The organism is Psychrobacillus sp. FSL H8-0487 (assembly GCF_038008385.1).
GTDB classification, from domain to species: Bacteria; Bacillota; Bacilli; order Bacillales_A; family Planococcaceae; genus Psychrobacillus; species Psychrobacillus psychrotolerans.
Genome location: NZ_JBBOZA010000001.1, coordinates 1,525,178 through 1,544,685 on the forward strand (window position 1 = coordinate 1,525,178; position 19,508 = coordinate 1,544,685).

At 36.2% G+C, this 19,508-nt stretch carries 22 protein-coding genes; 20 read left to right on the top strand and 2 right to left on the bottom strand.

The genetic code is table 11. The features are described 5' to 3' along the window. Nucleotides 1-99: 99 nt before the first annotated feature. Both MHI47_RS07510 and MHI47_RS07515 read left to right on the top strand, forming a co-directional pair. Nucleotides 100-1,284 (top strand): acetyl-CoA C-acetyltransferase, encoded by a 1,185-nt coding sequence (locus tag MHI47_RS07510; protein WP_340830307.1) that lies wholly within the window; start codon nt 100-102, stop codon nt 1,282-1,284. Nucleotides 1,285-1,291: 7 nt separating this feature from the next. After that, nucleotides 1,292-1,561 carry a DUF3886 domain-containing protein gene (locus MHI47_RS07515; protein WP_340830309.1) on the top strand — a complete coding sequence of 90 codons (270 nt, stop codon included), beginning with the start codon at nt 1,292-1,294 and terminating at the stop codon, nt 1,559-1,561. A 119-nt stretch (nt 1,562-1,680) separates the two neighbouring features. Here the strand turns inward: MHI47_RS07515 and MHI47_RS07520 are convergent, their stop codons facing one another. Further along, nucleotides 1,681-2,583, bottom strand: coding sequence for an aldo/keto reductase (locus tag MHI47_RS07520; RefSeq protein ID WP_340830311.1), 903 nt, complete (start codon nt 2,581-2,583; stop codon nt 1,681-1,683). Nucleotides 2,584-2,671: 88 nt separating this feature from the next. On the opposite strand from MHI47_RS07520, the gene MHI47_RS07525 reads away from it, so the two are divergent. From MHI47_RS07525 to MHI47_RS07580, 12 genes are all read left to right on the top strand, one after another. Then, nucleotides 2,672-3,220, top strand: coding sequence for an NUDIX hydrolase (locus tag MHI47_RS07525; protein ID WP_093534843.1), 549 nt, complete (start codon nt 2,672-2,674; stop codon nt 3,218-3,220). 50 nt (nt 3,221-3,270) lie between these two features. Then, entirely contained in the window at nt 3,271-3,738 is a 468-nt protein-coding gene (locus MHI47_RS07530; protein WP_093534841.1) for a hypothetical protein, read from the top strand. An 85-nt stretch (nt 3,739-3,823) separates the two neighbouring features. Further along, nucleotides 3,824-4,267: a ferric iron uptake transcriptional regulator gene (fur, locus tag MHI47_RS07535; RefSeq protein ID WP_093534839.1), complete on the top strand. Its 444-nt coding sequence runs from the start codon at nt 3,824-3,826 to the stop codon at nt 4,265-4,267. Between the two features lie 200 nt (nt 4,268-4,467). Beyond that, complete coding sequence (gene xerD / locus MHI47_RS07540) at nt 4,468-5,367, top strand: site-specific tyrosine recombinase XerD (protein ID WP_340830313.1); 900 nt, start codon at nt 4,468-4,470, stop codon at nt 5,365-5,367. Between the two features lie 72 nt (nt 5,368-5,439). After that, a complete protein-coding gene (gene deoB / locus MHI47_RS07545; RefSeq protein WP_093534835.1) occupies nt 5,440-6,618 on the top strand; it encodes a phosphopentomutase in 1,179 nt (392 codons plus the stop codon). Between the two features lie 50 nt (nt 6,619-6,668). Beyond that, a complete protein-coding gene (locus MHI47_RS07550) occupies nt 6,669-7,973 on the top strand; it encodes a pyrimidine-nucleoside phosphorylase (RefSeq protein WP_093534833.1) in 1,305 nt (434 codons plus the stop codon). A gap of 431 nt (nt 7,974-8,404) precedes the next feature. Beyond that, entirely contained in the window at nt 8,405-8,761 is a 357-nt protein-coding gene (locus tag MHI47_RS07555) for an STAS domain-containing protein (protein WP_093534831.1), read from the top strand. Continuing rightward, nucleotides 8,751-9,197 carry an anti-sigma F factor gene (spoIIAB, locus tag MHI47_RS07560; RefSeq protein ID WP_093534829.1) on the top strand — a complete coding sequence of 149 codons (447 nt, stop codon included), beginning with the start codon at nt 8,751-8,753 and terminating at the stop codon, nt 9,195-9,197. The genes MHI47_RS07555 and spoIIAB overlap by 11 nt, the downstream gene beginning before the upstream one ends. Then, a complete protein-coding gene (locus MHI47_RS07565; protein ID WP_340762065.1) occupies nt 9,197-9,979 on the top strand; it encodes a SigF/SigG family RNA polymerase sporulation sigma factor in 783 nt (260 codons plus the stop codon). Before spoIIAB ends, MHI47_RS07565 begins: the two co-directional genes overlap by 1 nt. A gap of 26 nt (nt 9,980-10,005) precedes the next feature. Further along, a complete protein-coding gene (locus MHI47_RS07570) occupies nt 10,006-11,424 on the top strand; it encodes a spore germination protein (protein ID WP_340764422.1) in 1,419 nt (472 codons plus the stop codon). 68 nt (nt 11,425-11,492) lie between these two features. After that, entirely contained in the window at nt 11,493-12,809 is a 1,317-nt protein-coding gene (gene lysA, locus MHI47_RS07575) for a diaminopimelate decarboxylase (protein ID WP_340830315.1), read from the top strand. 266 nt (nt 12,810-13,075) lie between these two features. Next, nucleotides 13,076-13,435, top strand: coding sequence for a GNAT family N-acetyltransferase (locus MHI47_RS07580; RefSeq protein ID WP_093535697.1), 360 nt, complete (start codon nt 13,076-13,078; stop codon nt 13,433-13,435). A 9-nt stretch (nt 13,436-13,444) separates the two neighbouring features. Here the strand turns inward: MHI47_RS07580 and MHI47_RS07585 are convergent, their stop codons facing one another. Beyond that, complete coding sequence (locus MHI47_RS07585; protein WP_340830317.1) at nt 13,445-13,957, bottom strand: DUF309 domain-containing protein; 513 nt, start codon at nt 13,955-13,957, stop codon at nt 13,445-13,447. A gap of 45 nt (nt 13,958-14,002) precedes the next feature. On the opposite strand from MHI47_RS07585, the gene MHI47_RS07590 reads away from it, so the two are divergent. From MHI47_RS07590 to resB, 6 genes are all read left to right on the top strand, one after another. Then, on the top strand, nt 14,003-14,782 hold the full coding sequence (locus tag MHI47_RS07590) for a segregation/condensation protein A (RefSeq protein WP_093534819.1): 780 nt from the start codon (nt 14,003-14,005) through the stop codon (nt 14,780-14,782). Then, the gene (gene scpB / locus MHI47_RS07595; RefSeq protein ID WP_419958312.1) at nt 14,754-15,341 is read left to right on the top strand and encodes an SMC-Scp complex subunit ScpB; all 588 of its coding nucleotides are present in this window, start codon (nt 14,754-14,756) and stop codon (nt 15,339-15,341) included. The genes MHI47_RS07590 and scpB overlap by 29 nt, the downstream gene beginning before the upstream one ends. Nucleotides 15,342-15,394: 53 nt before the next feature. Next, nucleotides 15,395-16,354 carry a D-alanyl-D-alanine carboxypeptidase family protein gene (locus MHI47_RS07600; protein ID WP_340768952.1) on the top strand — a complete coding sequence of 320 codons (960 nt, stop codon included), beginning with the start codon at nt 15,395-15,397 and terminating at the stop codon, nt 16,352-16,354. A 106-nt stretch (nt 16,355-16,460) separates the two neighbouring features. Beyond that, nucleotides 16,461-17,195 (top strand): pseudouridine synthase, encoded by a 735-nt coding sequence (locus MHI47_RS07605; RefSeq protein WP_093534815.1) that lies wholly within the window; start codon nt 16,461-16,463, stop codon nt 17,193-17,195. Nucleotides 17,196-17,294: 99 nt separating this feature from the next. Further along, nucleotides 17,295-17,831 carry a thiol-disulfide oxidoreductase ResA gene (gene resA, locus MHI47_RS07610; RefSeq protein WP_245762618.1) on the top strand — a complete coding sequence of 179 codons (537 nt, stop codon included), beginning with the start codon at nt 17,295-17,297 and terminating at the stop codon, nt 17,829-17,831. Between the two features lie 14 nt (nt 17,832-17,845). Beyond that, nucleotides 17,846-19,504 carry a cytochrome c biogenesis protein ResB gene (gene resB / locus MHI47_RS07615; RefSeq protein ID WP_093534811.1) on the top strand — a complete coding sequence of 553 codons (1,659 nt, stop codon included), beginning with the start codon at nt 17,846-17,848 and terminating at the stop codon, nt 19,502-19,504. Nucleotides 19,505-19,508: the final 4 nt, after the last annotated feature.

The window sequence follows — 19,508 nt, forward strand, 5'->3', positions numbered from 1 at the left end:
CCTCCCTCTTTATTGTAAAGAAAGGATGGTTAAACAAGCAAATTTAAATTGAACTTTGTAAAAATTTGTTTGATACAGGGGAAACAAGGAGGAAATCACATGACAAATGAAGTTGTGATCGTAAGTGCAGTTAGAACTGCAATTGGTTCGTTCCAAGGGGCTTTGAAAGATGTACCAGCTACTAAACTAGGTGCTATTGTTATTGAAAAAGCATTAGAAAAAGCGGGGCTTTCTAAAGAAATCGTGGATGAAGTAATTATGGGGAATGTCCTTCAAGCAGGTTTAGGACAGAACCCAGCAAGACAAGCCTCCATCCAAGCAGGGCTGCCACAGTCAGTTTCAGCTTTAACGATAAACAAGGTATGTGGTTCTGGTCTAAAAGCAATTCATCTTGCGACGCAAGCTATTATTGCGGGAGATGCAGACATTATTGTTGCAGGTGGAATGGAGAATATGAGTCAATCTCCATATTTACTAAAAAACGCAAGAGATGGCTTCCGTATGGGTGATCAGAAGGTAGTAGATAGCATGATTTCAGATGGTCTGTGGTGTGCATTTAATGATTATCATATGGGTGTGACTGCTGAAAATCTATGTGATCAATATAATATTACTAGAGAAGAGCAAGATAAATTTTCTGCACGTTCTCAAGAGAGAGCTGCACTGGCGATGGAAGAAGGTAAATTTGCAGATGAGATCGTGCCTGTAGAAATTCCTCAACGAAAAGGAGATCCGGTTGTCTTTTCGCAAGATGAGTATCCGAAAAAAGGTTCTACGGAAGAAAAACTAGCGGGTCTACGTCCAGCGTTTAAAAAAGGTGGCTCTGTAACTGCTGGTAATGCTTCAGGTATTAACGATGGAGCAGCAGCGGTAGTAGTAATGTCCAAAGCTAAAGCAGATGAACTTGGCCTCAAACCACTTGCGACAATCGTTGCAAATGCATCGGCAGGAGTGGATCCAAGCGTCATGGGGATTGGACCGGTAGAAGCAGTTAAAAAAGCATTGAAAAAATCGCAATTATCACTAGCAGACATAGAGTTAATCGAAGCAAATGAAGCTTTTGCGGCACAATCGATTGCTGTTGATAGAGAGCTGTCGTTTAATCATGATATACTAAATGTAAATGGTGGAGCAATTGCATTAGGTCATCCTATTGGGGCAAGCGGTGCTCGTATTTTCGTTACTTTACTTCATGAAATGGAGAAGAGAGATGCAAAAACCGGTCTTGCTACACTTTGTATAGGTGGTGGCCAAGGAGTTGCGACTATAGTTAAACGCTCATAAAAAGAAGGTGAATCAATTGGCTAAGAAAAAACAAAGACAACAACAACAAGTAAAGCCTGCTAAGCAAGTAGAAGAAGGTAACTCCTTATCCGATCAGCTTTCTTCTGATATTTTAGCGAAACTAAAAGAAACGAAGAACCAATTAGTATCAGCTGAACAAGAAAAAGAAGAAGAAAGACAAGCACAGCTAGCTTTTGAAAAGAAAGAAAAAGAAAAAAATAAATCTTTTGAAGAACTGTTAGATGAATACGGCTTTGGTAATAGTTCAAAATTTTAAACAAGAAAACCTATTTGCTTCGGCGAATAGGTTTTTTGGTGGGAAAAATATCTTTTTCCAAAGTTATAAAAAAAGCCAGTCGTGAAGTAGATCACGGCTAGCCATCCTATAATATTATATTAAATTCGATGTTCTTTATAAATATCTTTCTTTGTTAACTCACTTGCTTTTTGTAATATACTTTCTGGAACTTCCAAGTGGTATGACTGAAGAGATTCTAACAGCTGCTTCTCACTACTTGCGCCGAGAATCATGGAACCTGTTACATCGTTCTGTAAAACATAATGTTGAGCAATGGAACTTAAAGGAGCTTCCAAATCATTTAGTTCTTTTAGAGCCTCTAGTAATTCCTGGTGACTATAGCTTAAATAATCCTCAGTTTTAGATGCTCTAGATAAACCTTCCTTGGTTAATAGTCCTTTAGCTAGTGTTCCTCTACTAAAGAGCGTAGCTGAGTTATTTTCTAATAGAGAGAACCATTCTTCAGGTCTTCTATCTAGCAAACTATATTGCATCATTACAGAAACTGCATTACTTTTACTTAAAAAACGTTCTATGACATTTGGACGAATGGAGGAGATTCCATATTCACGGATAAGTCCTTCTTTTTGAAGTGACTTCATCGTGTCTATCACTTCGTCTACATTATCTTCCATCGTGCCTCCGTGCAACTGATATACATCTATATAATCAGTTTGGAGACGTTTCAGGGAAGCGTGTACGGCATCCGTTAACCATTCTTTTGATGGATCCCATGACCAACCATCTCCAGATTTGTTTAAACGATTTCCAACTTTCGTAGCTAATATTATATTTTGTCTTTTATCCTTAAGGGCATTACCGACAATTTTTTCATTTTCGCCTTTATCATATAGATCAGCTGTATCAAAATACGTTATATCATTTTCCAAAGCTACTTGAATAATTTTATTGGCAACCGTTTGGTCTGTAGGAAGGGACATACAACCTAATCCGATTTCTGAAACGTATAGATCACTTTTACCTAATTGTCTTTTCTTCAAGTTTTATCACGTCCTTTTCTACATGGTACAATGTCAATTAGATAGATTCAACTAAAGTGAAATGATATATAGGAGAGGGAGATATATTATGAAAAAATTTGAGGAAAAAACAATTCAATCTGAGCTTAAATTTAAAGGTAGAATCATTACTTTACAAGTAGACGAGGTAGAATTACCAAATGGTAAAACTAGTAATAGAGAGATTGTTAAGCACCCTGGTGCGGTAGCCGTGATAGCTGTGACAAAAGACAACAAAATAATTTTAGTAGAACAGTTTAGAAAAGCATTAGAACGATCCATTATCGAAATTCCTGCCGGGAAAATAGAAATTGGAGAAGCGCCTGAAATAACTGCATTGCGGGAATTGGAAGAAGAGACGGGCTATACGACTGACAATTTACAATACATTCAATCATTTTCCACATCACCAGGGTTTGCTGATGAGATTATCCATTTATACTTTGCAGATAATATTGTAAAGATGGAACAACCAGTTGGGTTAGATGAAGATGAGTTTGTAGAGTTATTACATGTTAGTCTTACCGAGATGGAAGAAATGGTGAAGAAACAACAAATCTATGATGCTAAAACTGCATTCGCATATATTTGGTTGAAAGATTATTTTAAAGAAGCATGATTTAAGTTAGTACAAGCATATGATGGAAGTAGATAGGGGGGTGTTCCAATTTGAACCAGACTTATACTATTTTCATCTCATTATGTGTGCTTGTAGTTAGCTTTGTCGGAGGTTTAATATTATTTGAACAAAGTACGGTAGAACAGCAGCAATGGATTATAAATCTCTTGGATGCACGCGTTCTATTAATAGAGCGGCCTACTTTTTTAGAAACTATTTTTCCTCATTTAATGGTTGCGATTGTGTTTTTCTTGTTTTATCAACATCGTTATTTACGAAAACTTATTTTAGTTATTTGTGCGTTTAAAATTACATTCTATGGGTATTGTTCTAGTTATCTACTGCAAACACAGGAATCTACTTTTCCATATGTGTTCTGGTGGTTTCCATTTCAACTAGTTTATTGTATCTTATTATTAGCATTAGCAAATCGGATTAATATTTTTTCGCTATCCTTTTATATAATTGTTATAATTATAGAGTTCATCTTAATACCATTTATATTATTTAATAATTAGTTCTTTCTAATAATTATTATTATGTGAATCTCTTGTAATGAGAATTCAATTATTGGTATAATGGATTCAGGTAAGGAGGCGTCATATGGAAAGCCGTATTGATCGTATAAAAAAACAATTATCTGGTGCGAGCTATAAACTGACGCCACAGCGTGAAGCGACAGTCCGAGTTTTGCTTGAAAATGAGGAAGATCATTTAAGTGCAGAAGATGTATTTTTACTAGTTAGAGAGAAATCAGCTGATATAGGACTAGCAACAGTTTATAGAACGCTTGAGTTATTAAACGAATTGAATGTAGTAGACAAAATTCAATTCGGGGACGGCGTATCTCGCTATGATTTAAGACAAGAGGGTGCAGCACATTTTCATCACCATTTGGTTTGTATTGAATGTGGAGCTGTAGATGAAATTCAAGAAGATTTGTTAGAAGATGTCGAAGCAATTGTCGAGAAAAAATGGAACTTTAGGATAAAAGATCATCGTCTAACATTTCACGGTATTTGCTACCGTTGCCAAGAAGAGAAATAGGGATGTACTATTACCTAAGTCAGTAATGACAACGTTCTGAGGTTAACTCTTCTTAGAAGTAAATTAGAACCGACTAGAGGGTCTAGGTACTGTCGCTAGACAGTTGCCGATTAATTATCATTACTTTCTTAAATAAACAAAAGGATAGCTTTTTAGCTATCCTTTTTTTAAATGATTATTTTATATGAGGGGTGAAATACATGAACAATGGACAACTGCATTTAGAAGATTATTTGCACTTTCTACAAATAGAACGTCAATTAGCGAACAATACACTAATTTCTTACAAAAAAGATTTATCCGATTATTTGCAGCATATATTTGAGATTCAACAAATACATAGTCTTGATGAGATAGAACGCACACATATCGTTCTTTATCTTCGAAACTTAAAAGAAAATGGCAAATCTGCACGGACGATTTCAAGGCATATTTCATCTATTCGTTCTTTTCATCAGTTTTTATTAAGAGAGAAAGTGGCAAATACAGATCCAACTGTCCATCTGGATCTACCTCAAATGGAACAAAAGTTGCCAACATATTTATCCGTAGAGGAATTGAATAACCTTTTAAATAGTATAGATATATCTAAGCCACAAGGGCAGAGAGATTTAGCTATGTTTGAGCTTATGTATGCAAGTGGAATGCGAATTAGCGAATGTTTAAACTTAAATCTAGAGGATATACATTTATCCATGGGATTTGTTCGTGTATTTGGGAAAGGTGGCAAAGAACGAATCATACCTTTAGGTGGTTCTGCCATTAGAACTTGCACAGATTATATAGAAAATGCTAGATTGACTTTATTGAAGTCTGAAAAAACAGAAGCTATTTTTATCAATCAACGTGGGAAACGTCTAACTAGACAGGGTATATGGAAATTACTGAATAAGCATGCCGCCGCTGCTGGAATTTCTAAGGAAATTACTCCTCACGTACTGCGGCACTCGTTTGCCACTCACCTAATAGAAAATGGTGCAGATTTGCGTGCTGTTCAAGAGATGCTGGGGCATTCGGATATATCTACAACACAAATTTATACGCATGTTAGCAAAAGCCGATTAAAGGATGTTTATAAACAATTTCATCCTAGAGCTTAAATTGTCAGAGGTCTGACCTGTACATTTTTCAATTTTTTGTTAAACTAGAAGAAAACAGTAGGAGGTTATGTTATGAGTAAATTTAAGCGCATACATGTGATTGTTATGGATTCTGTTGGTATTGGTGAAGCACCAGATGCAAACGTATTTGGTGACGTAGGATCTCATACTATTGGACATATTGCCGAAAAAATGAACGGCCTACATATGCCCCAGATGGAACAACTGGGACTTGGTAATATTGATGATATACAAGGGATTAAACATGTTGCAGCACCTACCGCTTATTTTGGAAAAATGCAAGAAGCATCTGTGGGAAAAGATACAATGACAGGGCACTGGGAAATCATGGGTTTGAATATTGACACACCATTCAAAGTATATCCAAATGGATTCCCGGATGAACTAATCTCTCAATTAGAAGAAAAAACTGGTCGCAAAGTTATTGGGAACAAACCTGCAAGTGGAACAGAAATTTTAGACGAACTTGGCGAAGAGCATATGAAAACGGGGGCAATCATTGTTTATACATCTGCTGACCCTGTACTTCAAATTGCAGCACATGAGGAAATTATTCCTTTAGAAGAATTATATCGTATTTGTGAAATTGCTCGTGAGTTAACCCTTTCAGAGGAATTTCTAGTAGGTCGTATAATTGCTCGTCCATTTATTGGAGAGCCTGGGAAATTCGCTCGTACATCAAATCGCCATGACTATGCGTTAAAACCTTTTGGCCGCACCGCTATGAATGAATTAAGTGATGCTGGATTAGACGTAATTGCAATTGGAAAAATAAATGATATTTATAACGGTGAAGGTATTACTTCTACAGAAAGAACAAAAGATAATATGGATGGTATGGATAAATTCATTGCAACGCTGGATAAAGATTTCACTGGCATTAGCTTTTTAAATTTAGTAGACTTTGATGCACTATTTGGCCACCGTCGTGATCCACTAGGTTATGGTAAGGCTTTAGAAGAATTTGATGTTCGTCTAAATGAAGTACTTCCAAAGTTAACCGAGGAAGATTTATTAATAATTACAGCGGACCATGGAAATGATCCAACGATGCCAGGAACTGACCATACGAGAGAATATGTTCCGTTAATTGTATATTCTCCACAGTTCAAGGAAGTAAAAGAGTTACCATTACGCAACACATTTGCTGACATTGGAGCAACGATTAGTGAGAACTTTGGGGTTAAAAAACCTCAATTTGGAGAGAGTTTCCTTTCTCTATTAAAATAACACTATGCTTAAAATGGAAGCATAATCAAAATGAAGGAAGTGTATATACGATGAGAATGATCGATATTATTGAAAAGAAAAGAGACGGTAGTGCTCTTACAAAACAAGAAATTGAATTTTTTATAGAAGGATATACGAATGGGTCGATTCCAGATTATCAAATGAGTTCACTTTTAATGGCTATCTTCTTTCAAAATATGACGGATGAAGAAAGAGCTAATTTAACAATGGCTATGGTTAATTCGGGAGAAACAATTGACCTTTCTGCCATCGAAGGCGTTAAAGTAGATAAGCATTCTACTGGAGGAGTTGGCGATACAACTACTTTGGTACTCGGACCGCTCGTTGCTGCTTGTGGTGTCCCAGTTGCTAAGATGAGTGGTAGAGGACTAGGGCATACTGGTGGAACAATCGATAAACTAGAGGCGATTGAAGGCTTCCATGTAGAGTTAACATCAGAACAATTTGTGAAACAAGTAAATGAACTAAAAGTAGCGGTAATTGGCCAAAGTGGTAATTTAACTCCTGCGGATAAAAAATTATACGCTTTACGTGATGTTACTGGTACTGTGAATAGTATTCCATTAATAGCAAGTTCGATCATGAGTAAGAAAATTGCTGCTGGGGCCGGTGCTATCGTATTAGACGTTAAAACTGGTGACGGAGCATTTATGAAAACGACAGAAGATGCGAGAGCCCTTGCAACAGCAATGGTCCGTATAGGGAATAATGTTGGAAGAAAAACAATGGCAATTATTTCAGATATGAGTCAACCCCTTGGAAGAGCAATCGGGAATTCATTAGAAATCGTGGAAGCTATTGATACCTTAAAAGGTAATGGACCTGATGATTTAACAGAGCTATGTTTGACACTTGGTAGTCAAATGGTAGTAGTAGGAGAAAAAGCTGAAACTCTAGAAGAAGCAAGAGAAATGCTGCTTGCTGTGATCGAAGATGGGTCAGCATTAGAAATCTTTAAACAATTCATCAAATGGCAAGGTGGAAACGAAAAAATCGTTGATGATGTTTCTTTACTACCTCAAGCAGCGTTCAAATTCGAAGTTCCAGCATCTGAAGATGGTTTCATCACATTTATGGAAGCAGACGAAATCGGAACTGCGGCAATGCTTCTAGGAGCAGGAAGAGCTACGAAGGAATCTGAGATAGATTTAGCTGTTGGCATAGTACTCAACAAAAAAGTTGGAGACGCTGTCAGCAAAGGAGAGTCACTTGCTACGATCTATTCAAACAGAGAAGATGTTCAAGACGTAATGGATAAATTAACTAAATTTATCGATATCGAAGCTGCTAAAAAAGATGCACCACCTTTAATCTATGAAGTAATAACTGCATAAATTATTGATTGGGAAAGAGTATTATGACTTCGGTCATGATACTCTTTTCTTTTTTTGTGAATTTGGTGTTGCTTTGTTTTCTATGGTTTTGGCGCTCTCTCGTCGGTCACATACAAGCGAAGTTGCTATGAATTCTTGCGCTCCATATTTACTTACTTACGGACGACTTGCTTTACTCGTGCTAGAGATTCCATTACTACGAATCAGATAATTATTACAATTACATAGTTTAAATAGGCATCTTACTAAAAGTTTTTAAAAACTTTTGTGAGATGCCTATTTTTTGATTAAAAAAATGTTTATATTCCCATACTTTATATGACCATCCTCTGTCGAAAATCGACTAATAACCGATGTTTTCTTCTACTTTTGTCACGCGCAAGGAATTATCAAGGAGCATGTGGAATAGCGCTATCTAAGGAGGCGATTTTATGATTCATGAAGTAGAAAAAGTAGGAGACGAAATTATTATTATTCGATTAAAAGGTGAATTAGATCATCACAGTACAAATGACATTAGAAATGAGATAGTTCCAATGATTAAAAACGGGTCTATTAAAGTATTAGTTTGGAATTTGAAAGATTTACATTTTATGGATAGCTCGGGAATAGGATTGATCTTAGGAAGAATGAGGGAGCTTGCTCCAATAGATGGACAAACGATTATTGTTAACCCATCTCCGACTATGCGTAAAATTTTTCAGTTTGCAGGTTTAAGTCCTTATATTTATAGCGAATCCGAAATTGAAATAATGTCTAAGTTAGGGGGAATAGTTTATGGACAATGAGATCACATTATCTTTTATCGCTAAAAGTGAAAATGAGGCTTTAGCAAGAATGGTTATGTCTAGCTTTATCGCGACGATTGACCCGACTATTGAGGAGTTATCTGAATTTAAAACGGTTATTTCTGAAGCGGTGACAAATGCTATCGTACATGGTTATGAAGAAGACGGAGTAGGTAAAATTGAACTGCATGCACAACGAATAGATAGAGAAATTGTCGTTTCGGTTGTAGATTATGGACGTGGAATTCGTGATGTCAATCAAGCTCGTGAGCCATTATTTACGACAAAACCTGAGCAAGAACGTTCAGGGATGGGCTTTACGATTATGGAAAGCTTTAGTGATGGTGTTGAGATTTACTCCATTCCTGATAGGGGGACAACAGTAACGATCACGAAGCAATTTGTACCAATTCAAGAATCATGCAGGATCGTCTAATGATAAATAAAAAACCGTCTACTTTACTTACTCAAGAAAAAATGCGAGAGCTCATAGCGCTATCACAGACTGGTGATAAACTAGCAAGGCAACAAATGATTGAGGGTAATACAAGGCTTGTATGGTCTATTGTTCAGCGTTTTGCTTCCAGAGGAGCAGATCTAGAGGACTTGTTTCAAATTGGCTGTATTGGCTTGATGAAATCCGTGGACAAGTTTGATTTGTCCTACGAGGTTAAGTTTTCGACGTATGCGGTTCCTATGATAATAGGAGAGATACAGCGATTTTTAAGAGATGACGGAATGGTGAAAATTAGTAGGTCGATTCGAGAATTAAACTTCAAAATTCGGCATGCAACCGATGACTTTTTGAAAACGTTCGAGCGTCAACCGACTATTTTGGAGCTTGCACATATTTTAGAGGTAACTAGAGAAGAAGTAGTGATGGCTACAGACGCTCTTCGTGATCCAGCATCATTGCAGGAGCAACTGTATGAGAACGATAGTGGAGATGCTTTGACGTTAATGGACCAGATGAAGGATGAGCGGTCTGAGAAACCGTTCGAGCATATTCCTCTACGAGAGCTAGTTGAGAAGCTAGAAAAAAGAGAGCAAATGATTATCTATTTACGCTATTACCTAGATTGTACACAGAGTGATATTGCGGAACGCTTGGGAATTTCTCAAGTTCAAGTATCCCGATTAGAAAAGAAAATATTAACCCAGTTAAAAAGTTGGCTAGTACCTGTAGGTCAAACGAATACAAATGCAAAAGATAGGTGATTGAAACGAAACCTTTGTTTAATAGTATGGATGAAGCCGAATCTTATTTAAAAGAAAAGTTCGGAGTAAATGAGTCTTATGATGTGGGAATTTTACATACCCATTTATATGAATTTCCAGTTCTACTCGTCTATATTAATGGGTTAATTGATGGAATGGTAATTACTCAATTATTGACGAACACTCAAATGAAAATTGCAGATAAAACTATAAGTGAAAATGAGATTATGGAACATTATTTTCCTTATTATTCTATAACGCAATATGACTCCAAGGAAAAATGGATAGTTGCACTGTTAAGTGGACAAGTAACGTTTATATTGTCGAATGGAACAGTGTATACAATTGATGTACGTTCTTATCCCGGAAGAACACCTGAAGAACCGGACAATGAAAAGGTTATCAGGGGCTCTAGGGATGGTTTTACAGAAAATATAGTTCAAAATACGGCGCTCATTAGAAGAAGGATTCGAGATACCAATTTACGCTTTGAGTTACACCAAATTACAGAGTTAGGTCAAACAGATATTGCAATATCTTATATAAAAGATATTGCAAATGAAGATAATCTTACGCAAATTCGTGATCGAATCAAGCAAATCAAGCATGATGGAATTACGATGACAGATAAAGCCTTGGAAGAATGGCTTTTTAAACAAGGGTTCCATCCTTTGCCTTTTGTGCGATTTACAGAAAGGCCAGATATAGCTGCCGCACATTTACTAGAAGGACATATAATAATAGTAGTAGATACATCTCCATCCGTTGTGATAGTCCCTACGACCCTGTTTCACCATCTCCAACATGCGGAAGAGTACAGGCAAGCACCAGCGATTGGGACTGTTGTCAGATGGATTCGATTTTTAGGTTTTCTGCTTAGCTTGTTTCTATTACCATTTTGGTACTTGCTATCGGTTCATCCGGAGTTTGTACCAAAGGCACTAGATTTTATTGGTCCTAAAGAAATGACTGATATACCATTATTATTACAGATATTATTTGCAGATATTGGGATAGAATTTCTAAGACTGGCTGCTATTCATACTCCAACTCCATTATCAACGGCAATGGGTATTATAGCTGCATTAGTCATTGGACAAATGGCAGTGGATGTAGGCATTTTTGTTCCAGAAGTTATATTATATACAGCTATAACAGCGATCTTCACTTTTTCTATTCCCTCATATGAGCTTAGTATTACAACAAAAATATTTAGGACAATTATCCTGCTGAGTACAGCGTTATTTGGACCAAATGGATTTTTTGTCGCTTCTCTAGCACTGCTTTGGTATATAAGTTCTGTAAAACCTTTAAATGTACCTTATTTATGGCCACTTCAGCCCTTTTTTCCAAAAGCATTTTTGCGCTTAATCATACGATATCCTATGCCTAATGATGCTAAAAGACCATTTATAACAAGATCACCTGATCGTAAACGGTCATAATGTGCATTGCCATTTCCTTATCTATTGTGATAAAGTTCTAATAGATATAGGGAAAAGAGGCGAACTAAATGGTGCTAGTTTCACAGCATGCTGTAAACGAAAAAGGTCACTTAATGATTGGTGGAATAGATAGCTTAGAGCTTGCGAAAACATATGGAACACCATTGTTTGTGTACGATTTATCTCTTATTAGAGAACGAGCACATGCATTTATCCAGACCTTCCGAGATCAACATATATCGGCACAAGTTGCCTATGCGAGCAAAGCATTTTCTAGTGTTGCAATGTACCAAGTGATGCAGCAAGAAAACTTATCTTTAGATGTAGTATCTGCAGGAGAATTATTTACTGCGATTAAAGCGGGATTTCCAGTGGAACGAATTCATTTTCATGGAAATAATAAAAGCAAAGAAGAATTATTATTAGCGCTTGAGCATAATATTGGTTGTATAGTTGTCGATAATTTTTACGAAATAGAATTATTAAAGATGCTTACTGCAACGCACAAGCAAAAAGTTAAAATTTTACTTAGAGTAACGCCTGGTGTTGAAGCTCATACACATGATTATATTACGACAGGCCAGCAAGATTCTAAGTTTGGCTTTGACTTGTTGAATGGACAAGCGGACCAAGCATTTCTGGATGTGTATCAAGATGAATATATTCAGTTACTTGGTCTACATTGTCATATTGGTTCACAAATATTTGAAACAATAGGCTTTAAAGTGGCAGCAGAGAAGCTCATTACTAAAATGATCGAATGGCATACAGACTATGGCTTCTTATGTAGCGTTTTAAACCTAGGTGGTGGCTTCGGTATAAAATATACGGATGAGGATGCTCCACTTGAACCTGCCGTATATGTGAATGAAATGATCCAAATCGTAAAAGAACTCGTGCACAATTCTTCCTTTAAAATGCCAGAAATCTGGATAGAACCGGGTAGGTCATTAGTTGGAGATGCAGGGACGACATTATATACAATTGGATCTGAGAAAGAAGTACCGGATGTTCGGAATTATTTAGCGGTTAATGGGGGGATGTCTGATAATATTAGACCTGCTTTATATGGAGCACAATATGATGCAGTTATTGCAAATAAAATGGATCTCCCGGCGACTAAAAACTATACAATTGCAGGAAAATGTTGTGAGTCTGGTGATAAATTAATCGAAGATATTCAGTTGCCTGTATCTGAGCCTGGTGATATACTGGCAATGTTCTGTACAGGTGCCTATGGTTACTCCATGGCAAGTAATTATAATCGGTTAACGAGACCAGCAGTAGTTTTTGTAGAAAATGGAAAACATCAATTAGCTGTAAGAAGAGAAACTTTGGAAGATCTTATACATCTTGACCTTCCTCTTGCAATGGAGAAGGAGTGAACAAGATGAAAAAGGCAAACGTTATACTGTTTCTAATGATATTTATCGTAGGAATTGTATGGGGATTAATATATTGGTTATTTATAGCTCCTAATGCTAATTTGTAAAATCGATAAAATTCAGGTACTATAAAACAGATATTTTAACAAACTGGACTTTGTTAAATTTAATGTGAAATAATGCGTTTATAGAATCTATGAATCTGAACGTATAATTTTGCCGATAAATTATTAACCAAGCCATGAAATTAAAAGAGGGTTTTAATGATGCTACTTCGCTATAAAAAAACATTTGAGAAAATTTCAATGGGACTACTTTCCTTTATGCCCCACGAAAAAGATGTAAAAAAACTTTTAGAAACAATTCATGAGTATGAGACAAATCCATCATGGCATTTGTTTCTTTGGAAGAAAGAGGACGATTTAGTAGGGTTAATAGGGGTGCGGATGGAAGATACTGAAGCAGTTATACAACACATTTCGGTCAATCCTTCCCATCGCGGAGAAGGACTTGGAAAAGAAATGTTGCTAAAACTGCCAACTGTCCTACAAACAACCTCTATAAAGCCATCAGAGGATGTTGAATCATTTTATACTAAATGCCAAACAAAAAAAGAAGGAGAATGACTTGGAACCTTATAAGTCATCTCTCTTTTTTTTCTCTCTATCCCGTTCCTCCAGTATTTCAGAACGATCTCGAAGCATATGTTTATGAATAAGAAAATGTAAATCATCGTTCATTTCTATATCGAGGTTATTAACTAACGTTTGTAAAGTAGGATTGGTTACCTCAATGTAGAATGTTTGGAAGTCTTGACTACTAGTCATTAATTCAAGTGCGAGATTCATATTTTCTGTTAACTTTTGGTAGTTGATGTTCTCAAAGAAAGGAGAGTTCTTTGTTTCATCCATTCTTTTTAAACTTGTTTTCATCGTTTTAATCGCTCCACTAAAATTCCCGCGACGCCAGTGATACATAGAAGTTGCTAACAAGATTAAAGCAGTCAATGCGTGTTTTTTATGTCTTGGGGAAACTTCCTTCCAATAGTCTTCCAATAACTCATGACACTCAAAATAATCGAAGGTTTCATTGAAATGTTTTAGAAATGACACAAAACTAGTATGAAATGTAGGGTGCAATGCAATCACCTTTCCTCTATAATAATGTTAAAAATCGATATTAGGTGGAGTTTTATGTCTTATGAAGTAAAAACAGATGCGTTTGAAGGCCCTCTAGATTTATTATTACATTTAATAAATCGTTTGGAAATAGATATATACGATATTAAAATGGCAGAAATCACAGAACAGTATATGGATCATGTTCACGCCATGCGAGTACTAGAACTCAATGAAGCCAGTGAATACTTAGTAATGGCAGCAACCTTACTATCTATTAAAAGTAAAATGTTATTACCAATTCACCAAGACGATGATATGGACGATGCTTTCGATGTGGATTTAGCAGATCCTAGGGATGAACTCGTACAAAGATTAATAGAATATAAGAAGTATAAAGAAGCGGCAGAAAACTTGCATGAGATGGAGGAAACCCGTTCACTCTATTATTCTAGACCACCAACCGATTTAAGTGAATACCAAACTAGTAAACAAATTGAATTACTCGAACTAGACGCAAATGTGTACGATATGCTTGGTGCTTTTCAAAAAATGTTACGTAGGAAACAACTAAACGCACCTCTTAATACGAGAGTAAGTAAGCAAGATATATCCATTAAAGCTCAGATGAAAAATGTTATTGACGTATTAAGAAAAGGTGGAGGGAAACTATCATTTTATGATTTGTTTCCAACTAGAGATAAACAAACGATTGTCACTACTTTTTTGTCCCTACTGGAATTGATGAAACGCCAGATTATTTCAGTGGAACAAAAAAGTAATTTTGATGATTTGTTTGTACAGTTGCGAAAGGGAGATATCGAAAGTGAATTCCAAGATGAAATTGATGAGTAATTTAGAAAGCCTATTATTTGTAAGTGGGGAGGATGGGCTAACTAAAAAACAATTAGCATTTTTAACAAGTTCCAAAGAAGAGGAAATAGAAGAGATACTCCATGAAATGATGCAAGAATACAAACTGAATAGCAGTAGAGGTATTGAGATAAAGCAATTAGCAGGAACTTATCAGTTAGTAACAAAACAACAAAATATAGAAATTATCCAAAGGCTAGTAGAAAATCCTACACCACAGTCATTGTCTCAGGCATCTCTTGAGGTGCTAGCTATTATTGCTTATAAGCAACCTATTACAAGAGTGGAAATGGAGGAAATTCGGGGAGTTAAGTCGGAGCGACCAATTCATACTCTTTCTGCTAAAGGTCTTATACAAGAGGTAGGTAGGGCAGATGGGACGGGTCGAGCTATTTTATATGGAACGACCAATGAATTTCTACAGTACTTTGGATTAGAAGATATTAAAGCACTTCCACCGCTTCCAGAAGACTTATCTGTTGATGAAATGGAAGACACAGATTTGTTTATGACAAAATTTCAAGAGACATTTGAAGGGTAGAAATAATTGAATGAGGAGTATGGTTCATTTATAAAAAATTAGGATTATTTTTGTTGCTGTTTCTTTTGTGGAATGTGAATGAGGCAAAGGCTTCATCTTCTTATGTTGTTATTGATGCAAGTACGGGAAGACTATTAGAAGGTAGCAATGCTAACGCAGAGCTTCCTATTGCGAGTCTAACTAAAGTATGGACTGCTTTAACGGTGTTGGATAATGTTCCGCTAGATGATGAGATAACCATCTCCAATGCTGCGGCAACTCAAGAGGGATCCTCCCTATATCTACAAGCAGGAGAGGTTTGGACGGTGGAATCCTTGTTGTATGGATTGCTGTTACATTCAGGAAATGATGCAGCTTATGCGCTTGCTGAGCATACAGGTGGCTCAATAGACGGTTTTACTAAGTTGATGAATGAAAAGATACAGTTGGCTGGGTTAGAAAATGCTCATTTTACTAATCCTTCAGGACTTCATCATGAGGAACACTATGCTTCTGCATTAGATATGGCTAATATGTTTCGCTTGGCAATGCAAAATGAAGCATTTACAAAAATTGCTTCTGCTAAAACTTATAAACCAAAGGAAAAATCTGTCTCATGGAGAAATAAGCACAAATTATTACACTACAATAAATTTGCTATTGCCGGAAAAACAGGTTATACAAAAGTAGCTGGGAGAACACTTGTGACTTATTTTGAAGACGATGGAAAAAAAGTGATCGTTGTAACATTAAACCATTCGAATGATTGGAATACGCACTCTTCTCTTGCGACAAATGTTTTTCAGTCATATGACAATGTGAAAGTTGTAGAAAAAGGAAAGTATCGCTTGTTGGATAAACAGGTTATAGAAGTTAAGAAAGATTATTTCCTTTTACTAAAAAAAGAAGAACAAGAGGAAGCCAAAAATGTGTTAATCATTCCACGTAAATCTTCAGAGAAAAAACCTTATCTTTGGAATGTTACGATAAATAATGAGGTCGCATTAAAATTTGAAGTAAAGAAAATTAAATAAATTCTAAAGAAGACAGTTATTATAAAAGACTGTCTTCTTTTAATTTCCCCCAAAGTATGACATAATTCAGTCATATGAATTGGATAGAATGGACGAGGTGAATGTATTGGAAAGATTACAAAAAGTGCTCGCACATGCAGGTGTGGCATCAAGAAGAAAAGCAGAAGAAATGATTACGCAAGGAAAAGTGAAAGTGAATGGTAAAGTAGTCACGGAGCAAGGGTTAAAAGTGTCTGACAATGATGTAGTGGAAGTAGAAGGGGTAAAATTAGAAAAAGAGCAAAAAGTATACTATCTACTTTATAAACCTCGTGGAGTGATTTCTGCAGTATCAGATGATAAAGGCAGAAAAACAGTGACGGACTTATTACCTAATGTAAAAGAACGTTTGTATCCTGTTGGAAGACTGGACTATGAAACGTCAGGAGTGCTACTTTTAACGAATGATGGCGATTTTTCATATGCGCTTACACATCCAAAATATAAAGTAGATAAAACATATGTAGCTCGTATAAAAGGGATACCTTTGAAGGAACAATTACGTCCATTAGAGCGTGGAATCGTTTTAGAAGACGGGAAAACAGCTCCTGCTAAAGTTAAGTTATTATCCTCTGAGCGTAAAGCGGATAAATCAATTGTAGAGATCACTATACATGAAGGGAAAAACCGTCAAGTACGTAGAATGTTCGATGCAATAGGTTTTCCTGTTCAAAAACTAAAAAGAGAACAATTTGGTTTCTTAGGGCTTCATGGCTTAAATGCTGGCGAGTGGAGAGAATTGACTAATCATGAAGTGAAGAAAATGAGAGTGTTAGCAGAGACGGGAAAAATAGGTAAATAAATTTTGAGTGTTCACAAAGCCTTCATAAGTAAGGCTCTTTTAAATTGTAAATTTTGTTATAATTATTCATGATTATGCTTGGAAATGGAGGTTAGCAAATTGGCTCAATCTAAAAAGCAAAGATTTTATATGAGAACCGCTATATTAGCAGTACTCGTCGTAGCTATAGTTTTTACCGTATACTCCAACCTAAATAAAGAGAAAAATGCTGTATTGCAAGTAGGAGATAAAGCTCCGGACTTTGTTTTAGTAGATATGGATGGTACGGAAAGACGTTTGTCTGATTATAAAGGACAAGGCGTGTTTTTGAATTTCTGGGGTACATGGTGTAAACCTTGTGCAAAAGAGATGCCGGCGATGGACAACCAATACGCAGAATTTACTGATAAAGGTGTTCAAACACTGGCCATTAATATTGGTGAATCAGATCTTAAGGTAAATAGCTTTTTAAATCGATATGGTTTAACTTTCCCTATAGCAATTGATCGCAATAAAAGTGTAATGGAATCATATAATATTGATCCACTACCAACAACATTTTTGGTCAATCCCGAAGGTAAAATTGAAAAAATTATAAAAGGCGAAATGACTGAAGAAGATATTGCGAATTTTATGGATCAAATTAAACCTTCATGAAGGAGTCTTTAAAAATGGACAAGATAGTTTGTACATGTGGAAACGTGAATCCAGCTGGTACAGAATTATGTGAGAGCTGTGGTCGTCCATTAAATGATGAGACAAAAGAAAAAAAAATTGTAGATATGCGCTATGAAGGATCTGCAAGACGGTCTCAAACGTATAATAAGACGATAATTGATAAAGTATGGAATTTCTTTTCCAGTGTAAAAGTAGGTATGTGGATAATTGTTGCTATTTTAGTTGCAGCCGCGATTGGAACAATACTTCCACAAGTATTTTATGTGCCTGCAACAAATGAAACGGATATTGCAGCATATTATGAGCGAATTTATGGCACATTTGGAACGCTATATTATCAGCTTGGCTTATCGGACTTATATAGCTCTTGGTGGTTCCAGGGATTGGTTGGTATGCTAGGGATTTCCTTAGTTATCGCAAGTTTAGACAGAGTCATACCACTATATAAATCTCTAAAAAAACAAAAGACAAAAAGGCATATCAGTTTCTTAAAACGACAACGTGTTTATGGTATTGGTAAAGCTGATGTTTCAGAAGAGTCTCTACTTAAAGCGGAAGAAAAGCTTAAAGAGCTTAAATACAATGTGAAACGTGAAGGTAATGCTATATTGGCTGAACGTGGACGGTTTTCACGTTGGGGGCCATACGTAAACCATTTAGGACTTATCATATTCCTTTTTGGTGTAATGCTACGCGCACTTCCTGGTTTCTATGTGGATGAAACGATGTGGTTACGTGAAGGAGAAACACTTTATGTACCTGAAACCCATGGATACTTTTTAGAAAGTAAAGAATTTATTTATGAGACATACTCGAAAGAAGAATCCAAAGAAGTTTATGGTGAAGCGATTGATCGAGTGGGTACAATTGCAAAGAACTATCAAACAGATGTAGCTTTGTATAAGGGTCCTGAAGGCGCTGTTGCAGGTCATACAGAGGATTTAACATTTGAAAAAGAAGCTTCTATTCAAGTAAATAAACCAATTAAATTCGATAACTTTTCGGTGTTCCAAATGGACTTCCGATTGGATGAGTTAGCAACGATGACTTTCCAGTTACAGGATAAACAAACACAACAATCTTTTGGAGAATTTACAATCGATCTAGCTGATCCACAACCCATTTATGAACTAAATGATGGTTATAAAGTTGAAGTAATGGACTATTATGCAGATTTTACTGGATTTGAAGAAGGGGTTCCGCAATCTCAATCACCGCTTCCTAATAACCCAGCATTTCTAATCAAAATGTATAGCCCTGAATTTCCTAAAGGGGAAACAAGTTTTGTCATGATTAAAGAGACAGTAGAACCTTTAGGGGAAAACCAACATAAAATTGCATTCCAAAGTGTCGAGACAAGAGACGTATCTGGTTTAACAGTTCGTAAGGATTTAACACTTCCACTTCTTGCACTTGGAGGCCTTATCTTCATGATTGGTGTAGCACAAGGGGCGTATTGGAATCACCGTCGAATTTGGATTCAGTTATTAGAAGATGGACAAACGGTTATTGCCGCGCATACAAACAAAAACTGGTTGAGTGTTAAGAGAGATTTGGACAAGGTTACAGATGTAGCTCATCTTCCAAAATATCTAGATCAGCAAGATATAGATTCTTTAGAAGAAAAAGTGGATAAAGTGGAAGGAGTTTAACATA